General features: G+C 46.4%; 8 protein-coding genes. All 8 read left to right on the top strand.

All coding sequences use genetic code 11. The features are described 5' to 3' along the window. Window positions 1-13: 13 nt before the first annotated feature. The 8 genes from AC5JBY_RS25235 to AC5JBY_RS25200 all read left to right on the top strand — a co-directional run bounded on the left by AC5JBY_RS25235 (window position 14) and on the right by AC5JBY_RS25200 (window position 18,318). Complete coding sequence (locus AC5JBY_RS25235; RefSeq protein WP_495907447.1) at window positions 14-1,675, top strand: RagB/SusD family nutrient uptake outer membrane protein; 1,662 nt, start codon at window positions 14-16, stop codon at window positions 1,673-1,675. 191 nt (window positions 1,676-1,866) lie between these two features. Further along, complete coding sequence (locus AC5JBY_RS25230; protein ID WP_495907446.1) at window positions 1,867-4,155, top strand: GH92 family glycosyl hydrolase; 2,289 nt, start codon at window positions 1,867-1,869, stop codon at window positions 4,153-4,155. Window positions 4,156-4,161: 6 nt separating this feature from the next. Then, window positions 4,162-4,860 carry a basic secretory protein-like protein gene (locus AC5JBY_RS25225; protein ID WP_495907445.1) on the top strand — a complete coding sequence of 233 codons (699 nt, stop codon included), beginning with the start codon at window positions 4,162-4,164 and terminating at the stop codon, window positions 4,858-4,860. 127 nt (window positions 4,861-4,987) lie between these two features. After that, the gene (locus AC5JBY_RS25220; RefSeq protein WP_495907444.1) at window positions 4,988-7,285 is read left to right on the top strand and encodes a GH92 family glycosyl hydrolase; all 2,298 of its coding nucleotides are present in this window, start codon (window positions 4,988-4,990) and stop codon (window positions 7,283-7,285) included. A 622-nt stretch (window positions 7,286-7,907) separates the two neighbouring features. Next, window positions 7,908-8,921: a LacI family DNA-binding transcriptional regulator gene (locus tag AC5JBY_RS25215; protein ID WP_495907443.1), complete on the top strand. Its 1,014-nt coding sequence runs from the start codon at window positions 7,908-7,910 to the stop codon at window positions 8,919-8,921. Between the two features lie 340 nt (window positions 8,922-9,261). Next, the gene (gene rpoB / locus AC5JBY_RS25210) at window positions 9,262-13,065 is read left to right on the top strand and encodes a DNA-directed RNA polymerase subunit beta (RefSeq protein ID WP_495907442.1); all 3,804 of its coding nucleotides are present in this window, start codon (window positions 9,262-9,264) and stop codon (window positions 13,063-13,065) included. A gap of 115 nt (window positions 13,066-13,180) precedes the next feature. Next, window positions 13,181-17,473, top strand: a complete 4,293-nt coding sequence (gene rpoC, locus AC5JBY_RS25205; RefSeq protein ID WP_495907441.1) for a DNA-directed RNA polymerase subunit beta' — start codon at window positions 13,181-13,183, stop codon at window positions 17,471-17,473. Between the two features lie 245 nt (window positions 17,474-17,718). Then, entirely contained in the window at window positions 17,719-18,318 is a 600-nt protein-coding gene (locus tag AC5JBY_RS25200; protein ID WP_495907440.1) for an OmpH/Skp family outer membrane protein, read from the top strand. The last annotated feature ends 179 nt before the right edge of the window (window positions 18,319-18,497 follow it).

Raw genomic sequence — 18,497 nt, 5'->3', positions numbered from 1 at the left:
AAAATTGAAAACTATGCAACACATTCATAAGAAGTTTAAATATGCTTTCTTAGCTGCGTCTTTGCTTGCCGCAGGCAGCTGTACCAAGCTGGAGGAAAATGTATATAGTGAGTTTATCACTGAGAACTATTATAATAATAAGAACGAAGTTATATCGGCTGTATTAAGGCCTTATACGCACACCAACGCCTGGATCATGTCTTCTGGTCAGGTAGGTTACTGGCGTGTGAGTGAGCTTTCTGCCGACCAACTGGCCTGGCCAGTTAAAGGCCGTCACGGTCAGGACAATGGTAACTGGATCCGCCTTCACAACCACAGCTGGATTGCTGATGATCCCAATATCGTTTGGGACCCCTGGAGGTTGATGTATACTGGCGTAGGTTTCTGTAATGACCCCATTGCGAACCTGGAAGGTCGTACTATTGCCAGCATGGGTATCACACAGGAGGAGAAGGATGGTTATATCGCTGAGCTGAAAATGCTGCGCGCTTTCTATTACCTCAAGTTGATGGATCTATATGGCAATATTCCTGTTGTAACGCAGGTTGGTGAGCCTTTGAGCCCTGCCACTACCAAGCGTGCAGATGTATTTACTTTCATCGAAAAGGAGATCAAGGATAATATCGACAAGATCCCTAACCTGTCTCCTCAATTGGTTGGCCGTTTCTCCAAAGCTGGTGCTTATGCCATGTTGGTTGAGCTTTACCTGAATGCGGAAAAATGGACTGGTACTCAAAGATGGGATGATTGTGTACAAGCGGCTGATAAGCTGATCAGTGCACAAGTTGGTTGCCAGGTTGCTGGTGGTACTATGCAACTGGACGGTAACCTCATCGATACTTACAAAAACACCAATCACTTGTCATCAAGAGAGACTATCTGGTCTATCGCTTATGATAACCTGGCTGGTTTCAGGGCTAACTTCAACTCTGATTTCTACCATTTCGATCAGCGTTTTGTTTACGATGGTACTGTTAATGGTAACGATGGTGTGGTAGTTATTCCTGGTGTTTATACCAAGTTTAAAGATTCAGATCTGCGTAAGAAAGAGTGGTTCCTGATCGGGCCACAGTTCTACCTGACTGATCCTACGAAGCCTGTTATTTGTAGCGGTGGTAACGAATACAATGGTCAGCAACTCGTGTTTGTTGATAACATCCGCAAGAATAAGAGCCTGCAACCTGGTCAAGATCCTAACACACTGCCTTCTGATATGACGCAAGGTGAAGAGAACAGTGGTGTAAGGTTCAATAAGTACAAACCTGGTCGTCAGACTGAAGCTACTTATTTCAACAATGACTGGGCTGTTTACCGCCTCACATGGGTATATTTTGCGAAAGCAGAGGCCCTGATGCGTAAAAATGGTGGTAATGCTACTACGGAAGCTGTAAACCTGATCAACGCCTGCAAACAACGTTCTTTTGCTGCAGCTGATTGGGCTACAGAGGCCTATACTACGGCTACTTTGACTTTGAATGAATTGCTTGAAGAAAGAGGTCGTGAGTTCATTTTCGAAGGATGGCGCCGTCAGGACCTGATCCGCTTCAACAAGTTCGTTACTACTGATTGGTGGGATCACAAGGCGAGCAATGATAAGAACAAGGAATTGTTCCCAATCCCTCATCGCCAGCGTGTTGCAAACACCAATCTTATCCAGAACGACGGATATAATTAATTAGTTCAATCCGTACACCGGTAGGTTAATAGACCGCAATTTTTGATACCCGGACCCCTAAAAAGGTCCGGGTATTGTTTTTTAATGCCGCCGGGCATATAATATATTTTGCAAAATCGGTTTAGCCAAGTAATTTAGGCGGTGTTTTGTGCGTATCTATTCCTTAAACTTGTTCTCTTATATTCTGCATTATGAAAAAAATCATTCCAATAGTTATTGCACTGGCTTGCTTCAATACGCTGCAGGCTCAGCTCGTAACTAATGTTTCCGATCCTGTTGAATGGATCAATCCTCTTATGGGTACTGATTCCAAAGGGAGTCTTTCCAATGGTAATACTTATCCTGCGATTGCTGTTCCCTGGGGCATGAACTTCTGGATGCCTCAAACTGGTAACATGGGTAACGGATGGGCGTACACTTACAGCTCTGACAAGATCCGTGGTTTCAAGCAAACGCACCAGCCTTCTCCGTGGATGAATGACTATGGTCAATTTGCTATTATGCCTGTAAGTGGCGGCGTTAAGTTCAAACAGGATGACCGCGCCAGCTGGTTCTCTCACAAGGCTGAGGTGGCCAAGCCTTACTATTACAGTGTGTATCTCGCTGATTGGGATATCACTACTGAGATTGCGCCTACCGAGCGTGCTGCTCAGTTCCGCTTCACTTTCCCCAAGAGTGATAGTTCTTTCATCACCATCGATGCGCTCGACAGGGGTTCTTATGTAAAGGTGATCCCAGAAGAAAAGAAGATCATTGGTTACACTACGCGTAACAGTGGTGGTGTGCCTGCCAACTTCAAGAACTATTTCGTTATTTATGTAGATAAGCCTTTCACCGTTACTTATACCTGGAAGGATAGCACACTGGTAAAAAGCGGCCTGGAAGTGGAAGCCAAACATGCCGGTGCTGTAATTGGTTTTGCTACTGCGAGAGGGGAGAAGGTTAACCTGCGTGTTGCTTCTTCTTTCATTAGCTATGAGCAGGCTGATATTTCCCTGAAACGTGAGGTTGGTACTGATGCTTTTGAGGTTACCAAGAGTAAAGCGAAGGCTGCCTGGAACAAGCAACTGAACCGCATTTTGGTTGAGGGTGGCAGCATCGATCAGACAAGAACTTTCTACTCCTGCTTATATCGCATGTTGCAGTTCCCGCAAAAGCATTATGAGCTGGATGCTTCTAATAAAATTGTTCATTACAGTCCCTACAATGGATCGGTTGTACCGGGTTATATGTTTGCCGGTACCGGTTTCTGGGATACTTTCCGTGCCCTATATCCTTTTCTCAACTTCATGTTCCCTGATATCAACAAGGAAATGCAGGAGGGTTTGCTGAATGATTATAAAGAGGGTGGTTTTCTGCCCGAGTGGAGCAGCCCTGGTTTCAGGAGTGTAATGGTGGGTAATAACTCTGCTTCTGTAGTTGCTGATGCCTACATTAAGGGTATGCGTGGTTATGACATCAACAAGCTGTATGAAGCGCTGTTGCATGGCGCCAACAATGAAGGTCCAATGACTGCTGTTGGCCGTGCCGGTGTGAAGTATTACAATGAGCTGGGTTATGTTCCTTACGATGTAAAGATCAATGAAAACGCTGCCCGCACGCTGGAGTATGCATACGATGATTTTACCATCTGGCAGTTGGGTAAGGCTTTGGGTCGCCCGAAAGAAGAAACCGACCTGTATCTCAAGCGCAGCCAGAATTATCGCAACTTGTTTGATCCTGAGACGAAGCTGATGCGTGGTAAGAACCAGGATGGTAAGTTCCAGGCTCCTTTTAATCCTTTCAAATGGGGTGATGCTTTTACCGAGGGTAACAGCTGGCACTATAGCTGGAGCGTGTTTCATGATATCGAGGGTTTGAAGAACCTGATGGGTGGCAATAAGATGTTTGTGTCTATGCTGGATTCTGTATTCAACATGCCTCCTGTTTTTGATGAGAGTTATTACCGTGGTGTGATCCATGAGATTCGCGAAATGCAGATCATGAATATGGGTCAATATGCGCACGGTAACCAACCTATTCAGCACATGATCTACCTGTATAACTATGGTGGTGAGCCCTGGAAAACGCAATACTGGGTGCGTCGTGTGATGGAGCAACTGTACAAGGCTACGCCTGATGGCTATTGTGGTGATGAGGATAATGGCCAGACTTCTGCCTGGTATGTTTTCTCTGCTATGGGCTTTTATCCTGTTTGTCCTGGTACTACGCAATACGTGTTGGGCACTCCTTTGTTCAGGAAGATGACGCTTACACTGGAGAATGGTAAGAAGCTGGTGATCAACGCACCGACTAACAGTGATGCCAACAAGTATGTGCAGCAGGTAAAGCGTAATGGCGTGGTGTATACCAAGAACTGGGTTGATCACTTCGATCTTTTCAAAGGTGGTACGCTTGATTTCAACATGGGCAGCACTCCTAATAAAACAAGGGGTACTACGCCTGATGCATTCCCTTATTCATATTCAACTCAGAAATAAACGTTCATGAAAACTCCCCTGCTCCTTGCGCTCTGTTTTTCTACTGTGTCGTCTTTTGCTCAACGCGACTGGAATCGCGTAACTACTGAAGGTGTTGTTTCGAAAGACTCGATCACCAAGAAGGGTTACACTATTCTTTTTATCAATAAGGATTCCGGTTTTAGCGCCGTTACCAAGCAACGGATGATCGACACTTATTTCAAGGTATACCCTAAAGAGGCTAAACGCTTCAATAAGAAAACCAGGAAGATGGTGACGTTCATCATCGATCCTGAGTATAAGGGTGTAGCTGCTGCCGGTGGCGGTATTGTACGGGTTAACCCCAAGTGGATGGCTGATCACCCGGAAGATCTCGATGTTGTAACGCATGAGGCGATGCACATTGTTCAGGCCTATCCTGGTGGTGCTGGTCCTGGTTGGCTGACTGAAGGTATCGCTGACTATGTGCGCCACGTGTATGGTGTAAATAATGAGGCTGGCAAATGGTCTTTGCCGAAGTATGATACTTCTCATCATTATACCAAGGCTTACCGGATTACTGCCCGTTTCCTGGTTTGGGTGGAGAAGAATTATAATAAGAAGCTGGTCAATAAGCTGGATAATGCGATGAGGACGAAGACTTACAAACCAGAGGTATGGAAGGAGCTGACTGGTAAATCGGTGGATGAGTTGTGGGGTGAATATGCGAAGAACCCTGTGATCTAATCTGTGTAAATGAAATAAAAATTCCGGCGGGTGGAGACATCCGCCGGAGTCGTAGATAAATGTGTTGTGTTTCGTGAGGACACGAACCACAGCAGTTGGTTGGAATGTTTTTAAAATCAATGAAAGAATGAGAAATCTATTGTTGTGTGGTTTGTTAAGTGTGCCTGTGTGGTGTGCAGCGCAAACTGCTCCTGAGAATCTGGCATCTTACGTTAAACCAATTATCGGCACGCAGCGTATGGGTCATACTTATCCGGGTGCTACTGTGCCTTTTGGTATGGTGCAGCTTAGCCCGGATACGGATACGCTGCCCTATGAGATGAATGGTAAGTATAATGGTGATGTATACAAATATTGCGCCGGCTATCAGTATGAGGATAAAACTATTGTAGGGTTTAGTCATACACACTTTAGTGGTACCGGTCACTCGGACCTGGGTGATTTCCTCATCATGCCTACCGTGGGTGAGTTACAATTGAACCCCGGTACTGCTGATAACCCTAAGAGTGGTTTCCGTTCTGCTTTTTCTCATGCTAATGAATCTGCGGAGGCTGGTTATTATAAAGTGAAGCTGGATGATGATAATATCCTCGCTGAGCTGACTGCTACCAACCGGGTAGGTTTTCATCAGTATACTTTTCCCAAGTCTGATCAGTCGCACATCATCCTCGATCTGATGTATGGTATTTACAATTATGAGGATAAGAATGTGTGGACTTTCGTACGTGTGGAAAATGATACGTTGATCACCGGATACCGTCAAACGAATGGTTGGGGCCGGACAAGGACTGTTTATTTTGCCATGGCTTTTTCGAAGCCTTTTTATCAATATGGTAATAAGAATTTCTCCAAGCGCCAGGTGTACCAGGGTTTCTGGAGGAAGTTTGATCAATCGAAGAACTTCCCTGAGATGGCCGGCAAGCAGATCAGGGCTTATTTCGATTTCAAGACTACGGAAGGAGAGAAGATCAAAATCAAGTTTGCCTTGTCTTCTGTTAGTACGGAGGGTGCTTTGTTGAATCTTCGTACAGAAGCGCCGGGCTGGAACTTTGAGCAGGTGAAGCAGCAGGCGCAGGACTCCTGGAATAAGGAGCTTGCGAAGATCACTATCCAGGCGAAGAATAAGGATGATAAGGAGAACTTTTATACTTCCATGTATCATGCTTTCTTGTCTCCGATTACATATATGGATGTGGACGGTTCTTACCGGGGGCTTGACCAGAATATTCACAAGGCCAAGGATTTTACCAACTATACTATTTTCTCTCTGTGGGATACATATCGTGCGTTGCATCCTTTCTTCAACCTGGTGCAGCCAAAACGGAATGCAGATATGATCAAATCGATGCTTGCGCATTATGATCAGAGTGCGCAGCACATGTTGCCCGTGTGGAGCCATTATGCGAATGAGAACTGGTGTATGATCGGTTATCACAGTGTGTCGCTGATTGCTGATGCGGTGATCAAGGGGAATGCTCCTTTCGATGCCAATAAGGCGCTCGATGCGTGTGTGGCTACTGCACGTCATGGTTCTTACGATGGCCTCAGTTATTATATGAGCATGGGTTATGTGCCGGAGGATAAGAATGGTTCTTCTGTATCTAAAACTCTGGAGTATGCTTATGACGACTGGGCGATCGCGCAGATGGCGAAGAAACTTGGCAGAACAGATATTTATGATGAGTTCAGCAAGCGTGCGCAGTATTTCAAGAATGTGTACGATGCTTCTATTGGTTATATGCGCCCCAGGATGAGTGATGGTTCTTTCCGTAAGGAGTTTGATGTATTGAGTACACATAATCAGGGTTTCATCGAGGGTAATGCCTGGAACTACAGTTTGTATGTTCCGCATGAGCCGGTGCAACTGATCGATATGATGGGTGGCAAGAAGCGTTTTGTGGAGCACCTCGATTCTTTGTTTACTATGCACCTGCCTGATAAGTATTTTGCGGAAACAGAGGATATTACGCGTGATGGTATTATCGGTAACTATGTGCATGGCAATGAGCCTTCTCACCACGTTCCGTATTTGTATAACTGGACGGACCAGCCCTGGAAGACGCAGGAGCGGGTACGTATGATCCTGAAGAAGCAGTTTAAGCCTACGCCTGACGGGCTGGGTGGTAATGATGATTGTGGCCAGATGAGTGCGTGGTATATTTTTACCGCACTTGGGTTTTACCCTGTAGCGCCTGGTTCTGATCAATATTCTATTGGCAGCCCGGCAGTGGATGGGGCTACTATTCAGCTGGAAAACGGCAAGTCTTTTGTGATAGAGGCCCAGAATCAAAGCGATAAGAATGTGTATGTGCAGAAGATGATCCTGAATGGCCAGCCGCTGAACCGCTTTTACCTGACGCACGCGGATATTACCAATGGTGGTAAGCTGGTGTTTGTGATGGGGGAGAAGGCGAAGAAGAAGTAGTCGGAAAGTCAGGAAGCCGGAAAGACGGAAAGTCTGTACGACGAACCGGCTGAAAGATTGATAGTTAATTGAATGCCATGTAATTTGAGTAAAATCAACTTACGTGGCATTTTTGTTTTGGGACGTTGATAAGGGAGAACAGGGGGAGGTATGACTTTGTAATGGCTTCACTATGAAGGATGTGCGGAGCATAGTCGCTATAAGGTCGCTATAACGTCGCTGAAAGGTCGCTGTAACGCCGCTAAAAGGTCACTGTAACGTCGGTGTAAGGTCGTTGAAAGGCCGCTGAAGCGACGTTGGAAGGAGGTTAAAAAACGGGCAAAAATGCCTTGCAGAGTGATGGGACACGATAAGAATGGCGTGCGAGAGGCCGGATGCGGGTATGTTCATTTTTGATGACAACCGGGTAATATTTGTTTATTGTAATATACGACAAATCAGGCTAATCAGGCGTGAATTTGGGGGGTGATTATGCGACTTTTTCAAAAAGTTTCCTTGCTTGGGCTGGATGCCCTAAATTTGGATAGCTACGGATTCTTGCCATTACATTTTACAAGTTTGTCCTTGAATGCCTGTGTGCCTGCAAAAGCGGGCATGCACCCCTAAAACTTCTGCCAACATTATGAAACGTGTATCGCTCAAAGACATCGCTAAAATGACGGGGGCTTCGCCGTCGACTGTATCCTTTGTTTTGAATGGTAAGGCCAGGGAAATGAGGATCAGCGATGACCTGGCCAAGAAGATCGTCATGATCGCAAAAAGGGAGGGGTATCACCCCAACCAGGTGGCGGTGAGGCTGCGGACGGGCAAGTCGCAAATGCTGGGGCTGGTGGTGGAGAGTATTTCGGGTAATTTCTTTGCGGCGCTGGCCAAGGTGATCGAGGAGGAGGCGGAGCAATATGGTTATAAGGTGGTGTATTGCGCTACTGAAAATGATGGCAAGAAGGGGCAGGAACTGATCAAAATGTTGTCGCAGCAGCAAGTCGATGGTTATATTATTACGCCGGCTATTGGCATGGAGCAGGATGTGGAGGAACTGATCGAGCATAAGAAGCCGGTGGTGTTGCTGGATAGTTATTTTCCGCAAATGGACGTACCTCACGTGCTGGTGGACAATTATGGCGGGGTGGCCAAGGGGATGAAGCATCTGATCAGCCGGGGGTACAAGAAGATCGGGTTCATTACTGTAGACTTGCAACTTATCCAGATAAAGGACCGTCTGCAGGCTTATACGGAGAGCCTGAAGGCTGCCAATATTCCCGTCAACAAAAAGCATATTCTTTCACTCGGTTATAAGATCACGCGGGCCGATGCCATCGAGCAGATCTCGGCTTTTATTAAGAATAATCCTCAGCTCGATGCGCTTTTCTTTGCTACCAACTACCTCGGTTTGCTCGGTATCGAAAGTTTGCAGAAGCTGGCTATGAATATTCCCAAGGATGTGGCGATGATGAGTTTTGACGATCACGATGTGTTCAGGCTATTCCCTCCGGGTATTACTATTATTGAGCAGCCGGTGGAGGAGATCGCCAAAACGGCCATTAACCTGCTCATGTCGCAACTGGGTAAGAATAAGCCGGCAAGGAAGAATAAGGTGCAGTTGCCGGCGAAGCTGGTGGTGCGCGGGACGACGTAAGGAACGGTTTTTGAACTAAATGCTTAATAATGTGTTCTTATAGGGTATTCCAATTTGCCAAAATGGTGAAGTAGCCTTAAATTCGGGATTCTAAATCCAAAAAGTGCTTCCGCCCGCTTTTGGAACAAATTTTGTGAAATGTATAGGTTTTCATTACCTTTGCCGTCCATTTTTCACAATGCTAATTAGCTGGGGTACGTTATTTCATGGCCAAATTTACATAACTACTTCAAAATCATGACACAGAGAACTTAACTGTTCTCCTGTGATTTTTTTGTTTATAGACGATTTGTGGGAATTTTTGAACGTTCGAACAACTAAAAAACCGGTTTTAATCAATATGTCTTCAACAAAATTGCAAAGCAGGATCAACTTCGGTAAGATCAAAAATTTATCCGAAGCTCCTGACCTACTCGAAGTACAGATTCAGTCTTTCAAAGAATTCTTCCAGTTAGAGACCACTCCGGACAAGCGTAACATCGAAGGGTTATTCAAGGTGTTCAAGGAGAATTTTCCTATCACCGACACGCGTAACATCTTCGTGCTGGAGTTCCTGGATTATTTCATTGACCCGCCCCGCTACACTATTGAAGAGTGTATGGAGCGTGGCTTAACGTATGCCGTTCCGCTGAAAGCGAAGCTGCGTTTGAGCTGTAACGACGAGGAACACGTTGATTTTCAAACTATTGTGCAGGATGTATTCTTAGGAAACATTCCTTACATGACTCCCCGTGGTACTTTCGTGATCAACGGTGCTGAGCGTGTGGTGGTATCGCAGTTGCACCGTTCACCCGGTGTATTCTTCGGTCAGTCCATCCACCCGAACGGTACGAAGATCTACTCTGCCCGTGTGATCCCTTTCAAGGGCGCATGGATGGAGTTTGCTACGGATATTAATAATGTGATGTATGCTTACATCGACCGTAAGAAGAAATTCCCGGTAACAACTCTGTTGCGTTCTATCGGTTACGAAACTGATAAGGACATCCTGGAATTGTTCGGTATGGCCGATGAGGTGAATGGTGATCTGAAGTCACTGAAGGCTTACCTGGGCAAACGCCTTGCTGCCCGCGTATTGAGAACATGGGTAGAAGACTTCGTGGATGAAGATACCGGTGAGGTAGTGTCTATCGAGCGTAATGAGGTGGTTCTTGAGCGCGATACTGTGCTCGACGAAGAGGCCATCGAAATGATCGCCGATATGGACGTGAAGAGTGTATTCGTACAAAAAGAAGATGTTGGTGGTGATTTCGCGATCATCTACAACACTTTAAATAAAGATACTTCCAACAGTGAGCTGGAAGCGGTGCAACATATCTATCGTCAGTTGCGCGGCGCCGATGCTCCTGATGATGAGACCGCTCGCGGTATCATCGACAAGTTGTTCTTCAGTGACAAGCGTTATGACCTCGGCGAAGTTGGTCGTTACAAGATCAACCGCAAGCTGAATCTTAATCAGCCGCTGGAGCAAAAGACTTTGACTAAGGAAGATATCATCGAGATCATCAAGTATCTCGTTCGTCTTACCAACGGTAAAGCGGAAATCGATGATATCGATCACCTGAGCAACCGTCGTGTTCGTACTGTGGGTGAGCAGTTGTATGCTCAGTTCGGTGTTGGTCTGGCCCGTATGGCGCGTACCATCCGTGAGCGTATGAACGTACGTGACAATGAGGTGTTCACGCCTGTTGACCTGATCAACGCGCGTACGCTTTCTTCTGTAATCAACTCGTTCTTCGGTACTTCTCAGCTGTCTCAGTTCCTCGACCAAACCAACCCGCTGAGTGAGATCACGCACAAGCGTCGTATCTCCGCTCTCGGACCAGGTGGTTTGAGCCGTGAGCGTGCGGGCTTTGAGGTTCGTGACGTACACTATAGCCACTATGGCCGTCTGTGTACTATCGAAACTCCTGAAGGTCCAAACATCGGTCTGATCTCTACGCTTTGCGTTCACGCGAAGATCAATGAGATGGGCTTTATCGAGACTCCTTATCACGTTGTTCAAAATGGTAAGGTTGATCTGAAGAAGCTGACTTTCCTGAGTGCTGAAGAAGAAGATATTGCCAAGATCGCCCAGGCGAGTGCGCCTTTGGATGAGAAGGGCAACTTCATAGAAGAGAAGATCTCTTCCCGTCAAACCGGTGACTTCCCGATCCTTGAGAAGGGTGAAGTGGAATTCATGGACGTTGCGCCTAACCAAATCGTTGGTTTGAGTGCTTCGCTGATTCCGTTCCTCGAGCATGATGACGCCAACCGTGCGTTGATGGGATCAAACATGCAACGTCAGGCTGTGCCGCTGATCCGTCCTGAAAACCCGATTGTGGGTACTGGTCTGGAAGGTAAAGCTGCGCGTGATGCAAGGGTTCAGATCCTGTCTGAAGGTGAAGGTGTGGTTGAGTATGTTGACGGTAGTGAAATTCACGTTCGTTATGATCGTACTGAAGGTGACCGTTTGGTGAGCTTCGAAGACGATCTGAGAATTTATAAATTGACCAAGTTCATTAAGACGAACCAGGAAACCTGTATCAACCATAAGCCGGCCGTTAAAAAGGGTCAGCGTATGAAGAAAGGCGACTTCTTAACTGAAGGTTATGCTGTACAGGCTGGTGAGTTGGCACTGGGTCGTAACCTGCGTGTGGCGTTCATGCCATGGAAGGGTTACAACTTCGAGGATGCCATCGTAATTAATGAAAAGGTAGCCCGCGAAGACTTGTTCACTTCTATCCATATTTCCGAATATGAGTTGGAAGTGCGCGATACCAAGCTGGGTGAAGAAGAACTGACACCAGATATCCCTAACGTTTCTGAAGAGGCTACCAAAGACCTCGACGAGAATGGTATCATCCGTTTGGGTGCTGCTATCAAGGAGGGTGATATCCTGATCGGTAAGATCACTCCTAAAGGTGAAAGCGATCCTACTCCTGAAGAGAAGCTGTTAAGGGCCATCTTTGGTGACAAGGCTGGTGATGCGAAGGATGCTTCTCTGAAAGCACCGAATGGTGTAGAGGGTGTGGTGATCGGTAAGAAATTGTTCCAACGCGCCAAGAAGGATAAGAACGCCAAGATCCGTGAAAAAGCGGCTCTGGAGAAACTGGAAAAGGTTCACGAGAAGAATGTTGAAGACCTGAAGGAATTGTTGCTGAACAAGCTGCAAACCTTGCTGAAGGACAAACCTTCTGCCGGTGTTAACAACAACTTCGGTGAAGTGCAGATCGGTAAGGGCGCGAAGTTCAATGTAAAGAACCTGTCTTCTATCGATTACCAGAACGTAAACCCATTGGGTTGGACTGGTGATGGATCTATCGATGACAACATCAATATTCTGCTGCACAACTATAACATCAAGTTCAACGAAGAGCTTGGCCGTTACAAGAGGGAGAAGTTCAACATCTCTATCGGTGACGAGTTGCCTGCAGGTGTATTGAAGCTGGCTAAGGTATACCTCGCCGTTAAGCGTAAGCTGAAGGTGGGTGATAAGATGGCCGGCCGCCACGGTAACAAAGGTATCGTTGCGAAGATCGTTCGTGCTGAAGACATGCCGTTCCTGCATGATGGTGAGCCTGTAGATATCGTACTGAACCCGCTTGGTGTACCTTCCCGTATGAACCTTGGACAGATCTATGAGACTGTTCTTGGATGGGCTGGTCAGAAACTGGGTGTGAAGTTCGCTACGCCAATCTTCGATGGTGCTACTGTAGAAGAGATCGCTCAACATATCGATAAAGCAAACCTGCCAAGCTTCGGTCACAGTTATCTGTTCGATGGCGAAACGGGTGAGCGCTTCCACCAGAAGGCTACGGTGGGTGTGATCTACATGATCAAACTGCACCACATGGTGGATGATAAGATGCACGCACGTTCTATCGGACCATACAGCTTGATCACGCAACAGCCGCTGGGTGGTAAAGCTCAGTTTGGTGGTCAGCGTTTTGGTGAGATGGAGGTGTGGGCTCTGGAAGCTTACGGTGCATCTAATATCCTGCAAGAGTTGCTCACTATTAAATCTGATGACATCATCGGTCGTGCGAAGACTTATGAGGCCATCGTTAAGGGTGACAATATTCCAAGGGCAGGTATTCCAGAGTCTTTCAACGTATTGGTTCATGAGTTGAGAGGTTTGGGTCTCGATCTGAAGTTTGAATAATTACAGGCATTGGCTATTAGCGGTTAGCTATTAGCCAATCCCCTATGTAGTGATAATTAAAATTACTGCCTGCAGCTAACCGCTAAGGGCTAACAGCTAAAAGCTAAATTCTAATATGGCTATTAAAAAAGATAATCGTCCCAGGGCCACCTTTTCGAAGATCACGATCGGTCTGGCTTCACCGGATTCTATTTTGGAGCGTAGCTATGGTGAGGTATTGAAGCCTGAGACTATTAACTATCGTACGTACAAGCCTGAGCGTGATGGTTTGTTCTGCGAGCGTATTTTCGGACCTGTAAAGGATTATGAGTGTGCCTGCGGTAAGTACAAACGTATTCGTTATAAGGGTATTGTGTGCGACCGTTGTGGTGTAGAAGTTACTGAAAAGAAGGTGCGTCGTGAGCGCATGGGCCACATCAAACTGGTGGTGCCTGTTGTTCACATCTGGTACTTCAAGAGCTTACCTAACAAGATTGGTTATTTGTTGGGTGTAAGTTCCAAGAAGCTGGAGACTATCGTTTATTATGAAAGGTTTGTAGTTATCCAGGCTGGTATCCGCGAAGACCGGAACCTGAAGATGGGTGACTTGCTGACTGAAGAAGAATATCTTGAAATTCTGGAAGGTCTGCCTAAGGAGAATCAATATCTGCCTGATGAAGATCCTCAGAAGTTCATTGCCAAGATGGGTGCTGAAGCGGTGCATGACATGTTGCAACGTATCGAGTTGGACAGCTTGTCTTTCTCTCTGCGTAATGCTGCTGCTACTGAAACTTCTCAACAACGTAAGGCTGATGCCTTGAAGCGTTTGAGTGTAGTGGAAGCTTTCCGTGAGGCTAATGGTCGTATCACCAACCGTCCTGAGTGGATGGTAATGCAATATATTCCTGTAATTCCGCCTGAATTACGTCCGCTGGTTCCTCTGGATGGTGGCCGTTTCGCGTCTTCTGACCTGAACGACTTGTACCGTCGCGTGATCATCCGTAACAACCGTCTGAAGAGGTTGTTGGAGATCAAGGCTCCTGAGGTGATCCTGCGTAACGAAAAGCGTATGTTGCAGGAAGCGGTTGACTCTCTGTTTGACAACAGCCGTAAGTCTAACGCCGTGAAAGCGGAAGGTGGCCGTGCGCTGAAGTCTCTGAGTGATGTGTTGAAGGGTAAACAAGGTCGTTTCCGTCAAAACCTGTTGGGTAAACGTGTTGACTACTCTGGTCGTTCTGTAATCGTGGTAGGTCCTGAACTGAAACTGCACGAGTGCGGTCTGCCTAAGGACATGGCTGCTGAGTTGTTCAAGCCGTTTATCATCCGTAAGTTGATTGAAAGGGGTATCGTTAAGACTGTTAAATCTGCCCGTAAGCTGGTAGACCGCAAGGAAGCGGTGGTCTGGGATATCCTTGAAAATATATTGAAGGGTCACCCTGTGATGCTTAACCGTGCCCCTACGCTGCACAGGTTGTCTATCCAGGCTTTCCAACCCAAACTGATCGAGGGTAAAGCGATCCAGTTGCACCCGCTCGTGTGTTCTGCGTTCAACGCCGACTTCGACGGTGACCAGATGGCGGTTCACGTGCCTTTGAGCAATGCTGCTGTTCTGGAAGCCCAGCTGTTGATGCTTTCTTCTCATAACATTCTTAACCCGCAGAATGGTGCTCCGATGACCCTGCCTTCTCAGGACATGGTTCTCGGTCTGTACTATATCACCAAGGGTAGGAAGACAATGGGCGATGTTGTAGTGCGTGGAGAGGGTAAAGCCTTCTACAGTGCTGAGGAAGTGATCATCGCTTATAATGAAGCTCGTATCGACCTGCATGCCAACATCAAAGTAAAAGTTGATGTGCGTGAGAATGATGGTACGATCAGGAGAAAGCTGATTGATACTACTGTAGGTCGTGTACTGTTCAACCAGTTTGTTCCTAAAGAAGTAGGTTATATCAACGCGCTGCTGACGAAGAAGAGCTTGCGTGAGATCATTGGTGACATCATCAAGATCACCAACGTTCCTAAAACTGCCAAGTTCCTCGATGATATCAAGCAGCTTGGTTTCCGTACTGCCTTCCAGGGTGGTCTGTCGTTCAACATCAATGACCTGATCATCCCTTCTATCAAAGAAGAAGTACTGGATAATGCTAAGGGTGAGGTTGACGAGGTTTGGGACAACTATAACATGGGTCTTATCACCAACAACGAGCGTTATAACCAGATCGTTGACATCTGGTCTCGTGTTGATACCCGCATCACTGAAACGCTCATCCGTGAGCTGAGCACTGATAAGCAAGGTTTCAACTCGGTTTATATGATGCTTGACTCCGGTGCCCGTGGTTCCAAACAACAGATCAAGCAGCTTTGCGGTATCAGGGGTCTGATGGCGAAGCCAAGGAAGTCTGGTTCTACCGGCTCTGAGATCATCGAAAACCCGATCCTTTCCAACTTCAAGGGTGGTCTGAACGTATTGGACTACTTCATCTCTACGCACGGTGCGCGTAAAGGTCTGGCGGATACGGCCCTTAAGACGGCTGATGCCGGTTACCTGACCCGTCGTCTCGTAGACGTTGCCCAGGACGTGGTTATTACTGAAGAGGATTGTGGTACACTGCGTGGTATTGCCATCAGTGCACTGAAAGATAATGAAGAGGTTGTAGAGCCACTGTATGACCGTATCATTGGTCGTACGTCTCTGCACAATGTATATAATCCTGAGAATGACAAGCTCGTTATCGAAGCGGGTTCTGTTATCACTGAGGATATCGGTAAAGAAATTGAAGAGGCAGGTATAGAAACTGTTGAGATCCGTTCTGTACTGACTTGCGAAAGTAAGCGTGGTGTGTGTGTGAAGTGTTATGGTAAGAACCTTGCTACCGGTAATATTACGCAGAAGGGTGATGCTGTAGGTATCATCGCTGCGCAGTCGATCGGTGAGCCTGGAACACAGCTTACGCTGCGTACCTTCCACGTGGGTGGTGTGGCTGGTTCTGCTTCTGTAGAATCTTCACTGATCGCCAAGTTCGATGGTACTGTTCAGTTCGATGGTCTGCGTTCTGTATCTGCTGAAAATAATGAAGGTGAAAAGATCCAGGTTGTAATTGGCCGTACTGGTGAGTTGCGTATCATGGATATCAAGAATGACCGTCTGTTGATCACCAACAACGTGCCTTACGGTGCTACGCTGCAGGTGAAGGATGGTCAGAATGTGAAGAAGGGTGATGTGATCTGTACGTGGGATCCGTTCAACAACGTAGTTGTTGCTGAGATCGCCGGTCAGATCAAGTTTGATAACGTAATTGAAGGTATCACTTACCGTGAGGAGGCTGATGAGCAAACTGGTCACCGTGAGAAAGTGGTAATTGAAACCAAGGATAAGAATAAGATCCCGACCCTCGTTGTAGAAGGTAAGGATGTGAAATTGTATAACCTTCCTGTAGGTTCTCATATCATTGTTGATCAGGCTGAAGATGTGAAGGCTGGTCAGGTACTCGTAAAGATCCCTCGTACGCTGCGTATGCAACGTGATATCACGGGTGGTCTGCCACGTGTAACTGAGTTGTTCGAAGCACGTAACCCGGGTAACCCCGCTATCGTGTGTGAGATCGACGGTGTTGTTGCTTTCGGCGCGATCAAACGTGGTAACCGCGAGATCGTAGTAGAAGCGAAGGATGGTGTTGTGAAGAAATACCTGGTACCGTTGACGCGTCAGATCCTGGTTCAGGATGGTGACTTCATCAAAGCTGGTGCTTCGTTGTCTGATGGTCAGGTTTCTCCGAGCGATATCCTTTCGATCAAAGGTCCTTTCGCTGTACAAGAGTACGTTGTGAATGAGATCCAGGAGGTTTACCGCTTACAGGGTGTAAAGATCAACGATAAGCATATCGAGGTAATCGTAAGGCAGATGATGAAGAAGGTTGAAATTGTTGACCCAGGTGATACCCGTTTCCTCGAGGAGGACCTGGAAGACCGCTTCGACTTCAATGAAGAGAATGACTGGATCTTCGATAAGAAGGTGGTTAGTGATCCGGGCGAAAGCACCAAGCTGCGTGCCGGTCAGATTGCCAGCCTGCGTGAGATCCGTGAAGAGAACTCTCTGCTGCGTCGTTCCGATAAGAAACCTGTGGAGTTCCGTGATGCGAATCCGGCTACTTCTCACCCGGTTCTGTTGGGTATCACCAAAGCGTCTCTCGGTACTCAAAGCTGGATCTCAGCGGCTTCGTTCCAGGAAACTACGAAGGTGTTGTCTTCCGCAGCGATCCAGGGTAAGAGTGACGATATGCTCGGTCTGAAGGAGAACGTAATTACAGGTCATCCGATCCCGGCTGGTACTGGCTTACGTGACTTCGAAAACATGGTGGTTGGTAGCAAGGAAGAGTATGAGTTGCTGCAAACTACGCGTGAGGCTATGAGTTTTGATGATGACGAATAAGGCAACAAGGCATCGAGGCAGTAAGGCAACGAGTGTAGTATGATCGCCGAATTGTTTTAGACCTTATAAACAGATAAGTTAAAAGCAGGAAGTGAAAGCTTCCTGCTTTTTTTATTGGCTATAATACTATTGTGTGAATGGAATTTATGTATATCTTGTTGGCCTGATCTGAACTAATTCTGAACTGTTAAAAGTTTTAACAATTTTCTTTTAACGCAAGATTTTATCTTGCAAAAAAGGCGTGAATGAGAAATATCTCTACTATTTTAAGCATTATTGCACTGGCTCTTACCGGTGTACTTTTCTATCTTCATTTTACTCATAAAGAACAGCTGAAGCAGGTATCTGTAGCTGCGGGTAAGAATGGTCAACATAATTTCAAGATCGCTTATTTCGACATCGATTCTTTGCAATCGAGTTATACCAAGTATAAGGATGTGTTGCAAGAGATGAAGGGTAAGGAAAGTTCTGCCAATGCCGAATTGCAGGCTTTGAAAGGTCGTTATCAGAGCAGGATTCAGCAATTGCAGCAAAAAGGCCCAACGATGTCACAGGCCGAAGGTGAAGCGGCACAACGGGAAGTGGCCAAGATGGAGCAGGATTACCGCACGCGGGAGGCTCAACTGCAGGACAATCTGCAGAATCAGCAAATGGACATGACGAAGCAAATGCGTAAAGAGATCGAGGATTATCTTGCTGTGTATAATAAGGATAAAGGGTATGCTTATATCTTTTCTTATGAGCCCGGATTTATTATGTATTACAAGGACTCTGCGTATGATGTGACTGCCGATCTGTTGAGGGGCTTGAATGATCAATATAGCAAGAGTAAGAATAAGAAATAGAGTTGATAGGTTAATAGGTTGACAGGTTGAAAAGGGTAGTGATAGTCAAGAAAGTGAGGAGTATTTAAGAACTGATTAGCATTCGTTAAAATAGGTAAACGCAGCTACGCAATAGCTGCGTTTTTTTGTGCCTTCTGTATTTTTGATTTCCTTATCTTCAAGGTTACTTATTTTATAAC

Source organism: Paraflavitalea sp. (genome assembly GCF_059502485.1).
Note: the sequence above shows the minus strand (reverse complement) of the source record. Positions and strands in the feature narration are given on the sequence as shown.

What these genes read in the sequence shown, in the direction of transcription:
- AC5JBY_RS25235 (WP_495907447.1), top strand. Translation starts at nt 14, where the DNA reads ATGCAACACATTCATAAGAAGTTTAAATATGCTTTCTTAGCTGCGTCT.
- AC5JBY_RS25230 (WP_495907446.1), top strand. Translation starts at nt 1,867, where the DNA reads ATGAAAAAAATCATTCCAATAGTTATTGCACTGGCTTGCTTCAATACG.
- AC5JBY_RS25225 (WP_495907445.1), top strand. Translation starts at nt 4,162, where the DNA reads ATGAAAACTCCCCTGCTCCTTGCGCTCTGTTTTTCTACTGTGTCGTCT.
- AC5JBY_RS25220 (WP_495907444.1), top strand. Translation starts at nt 4,988, where the DNA reads ATGAGAAATCTATTGTTGTGTGGTTTGTTAAGTGTGCCTGTGTGGTGT.
- AC5JBY_RS25215 (WP_495907443.1), top strand. Translation starts at nt 7,908, where the DNA reads ATGAAACGTGTATCGCTCAAAGACATCGCTAAAATGACGGGGGCTTCG.
- rpoB (WP_495907442.1), top strand. Translation starts at nt 9,262, where the DNA reads ATGTCTTCAACAAAATTGCAAAGCAGGATCAACTTCGGTAAGATCAAA.
- rpoC (WP_495907441.1), top strand. Translation starts at nt 13,181, where the DNA reads ATGGCTATTAAAAAAGATAATCGTCCCAGGGCCACCTTTTCGAAGATC.
- AC5JBY_RS25200 (WP_495907440.1), top strand. Translation starts at nt 17,719, where the DNA reads ATGAGAAATATCTCTACTATTTTAAGCATTATTGCACTGGCTCTTACC.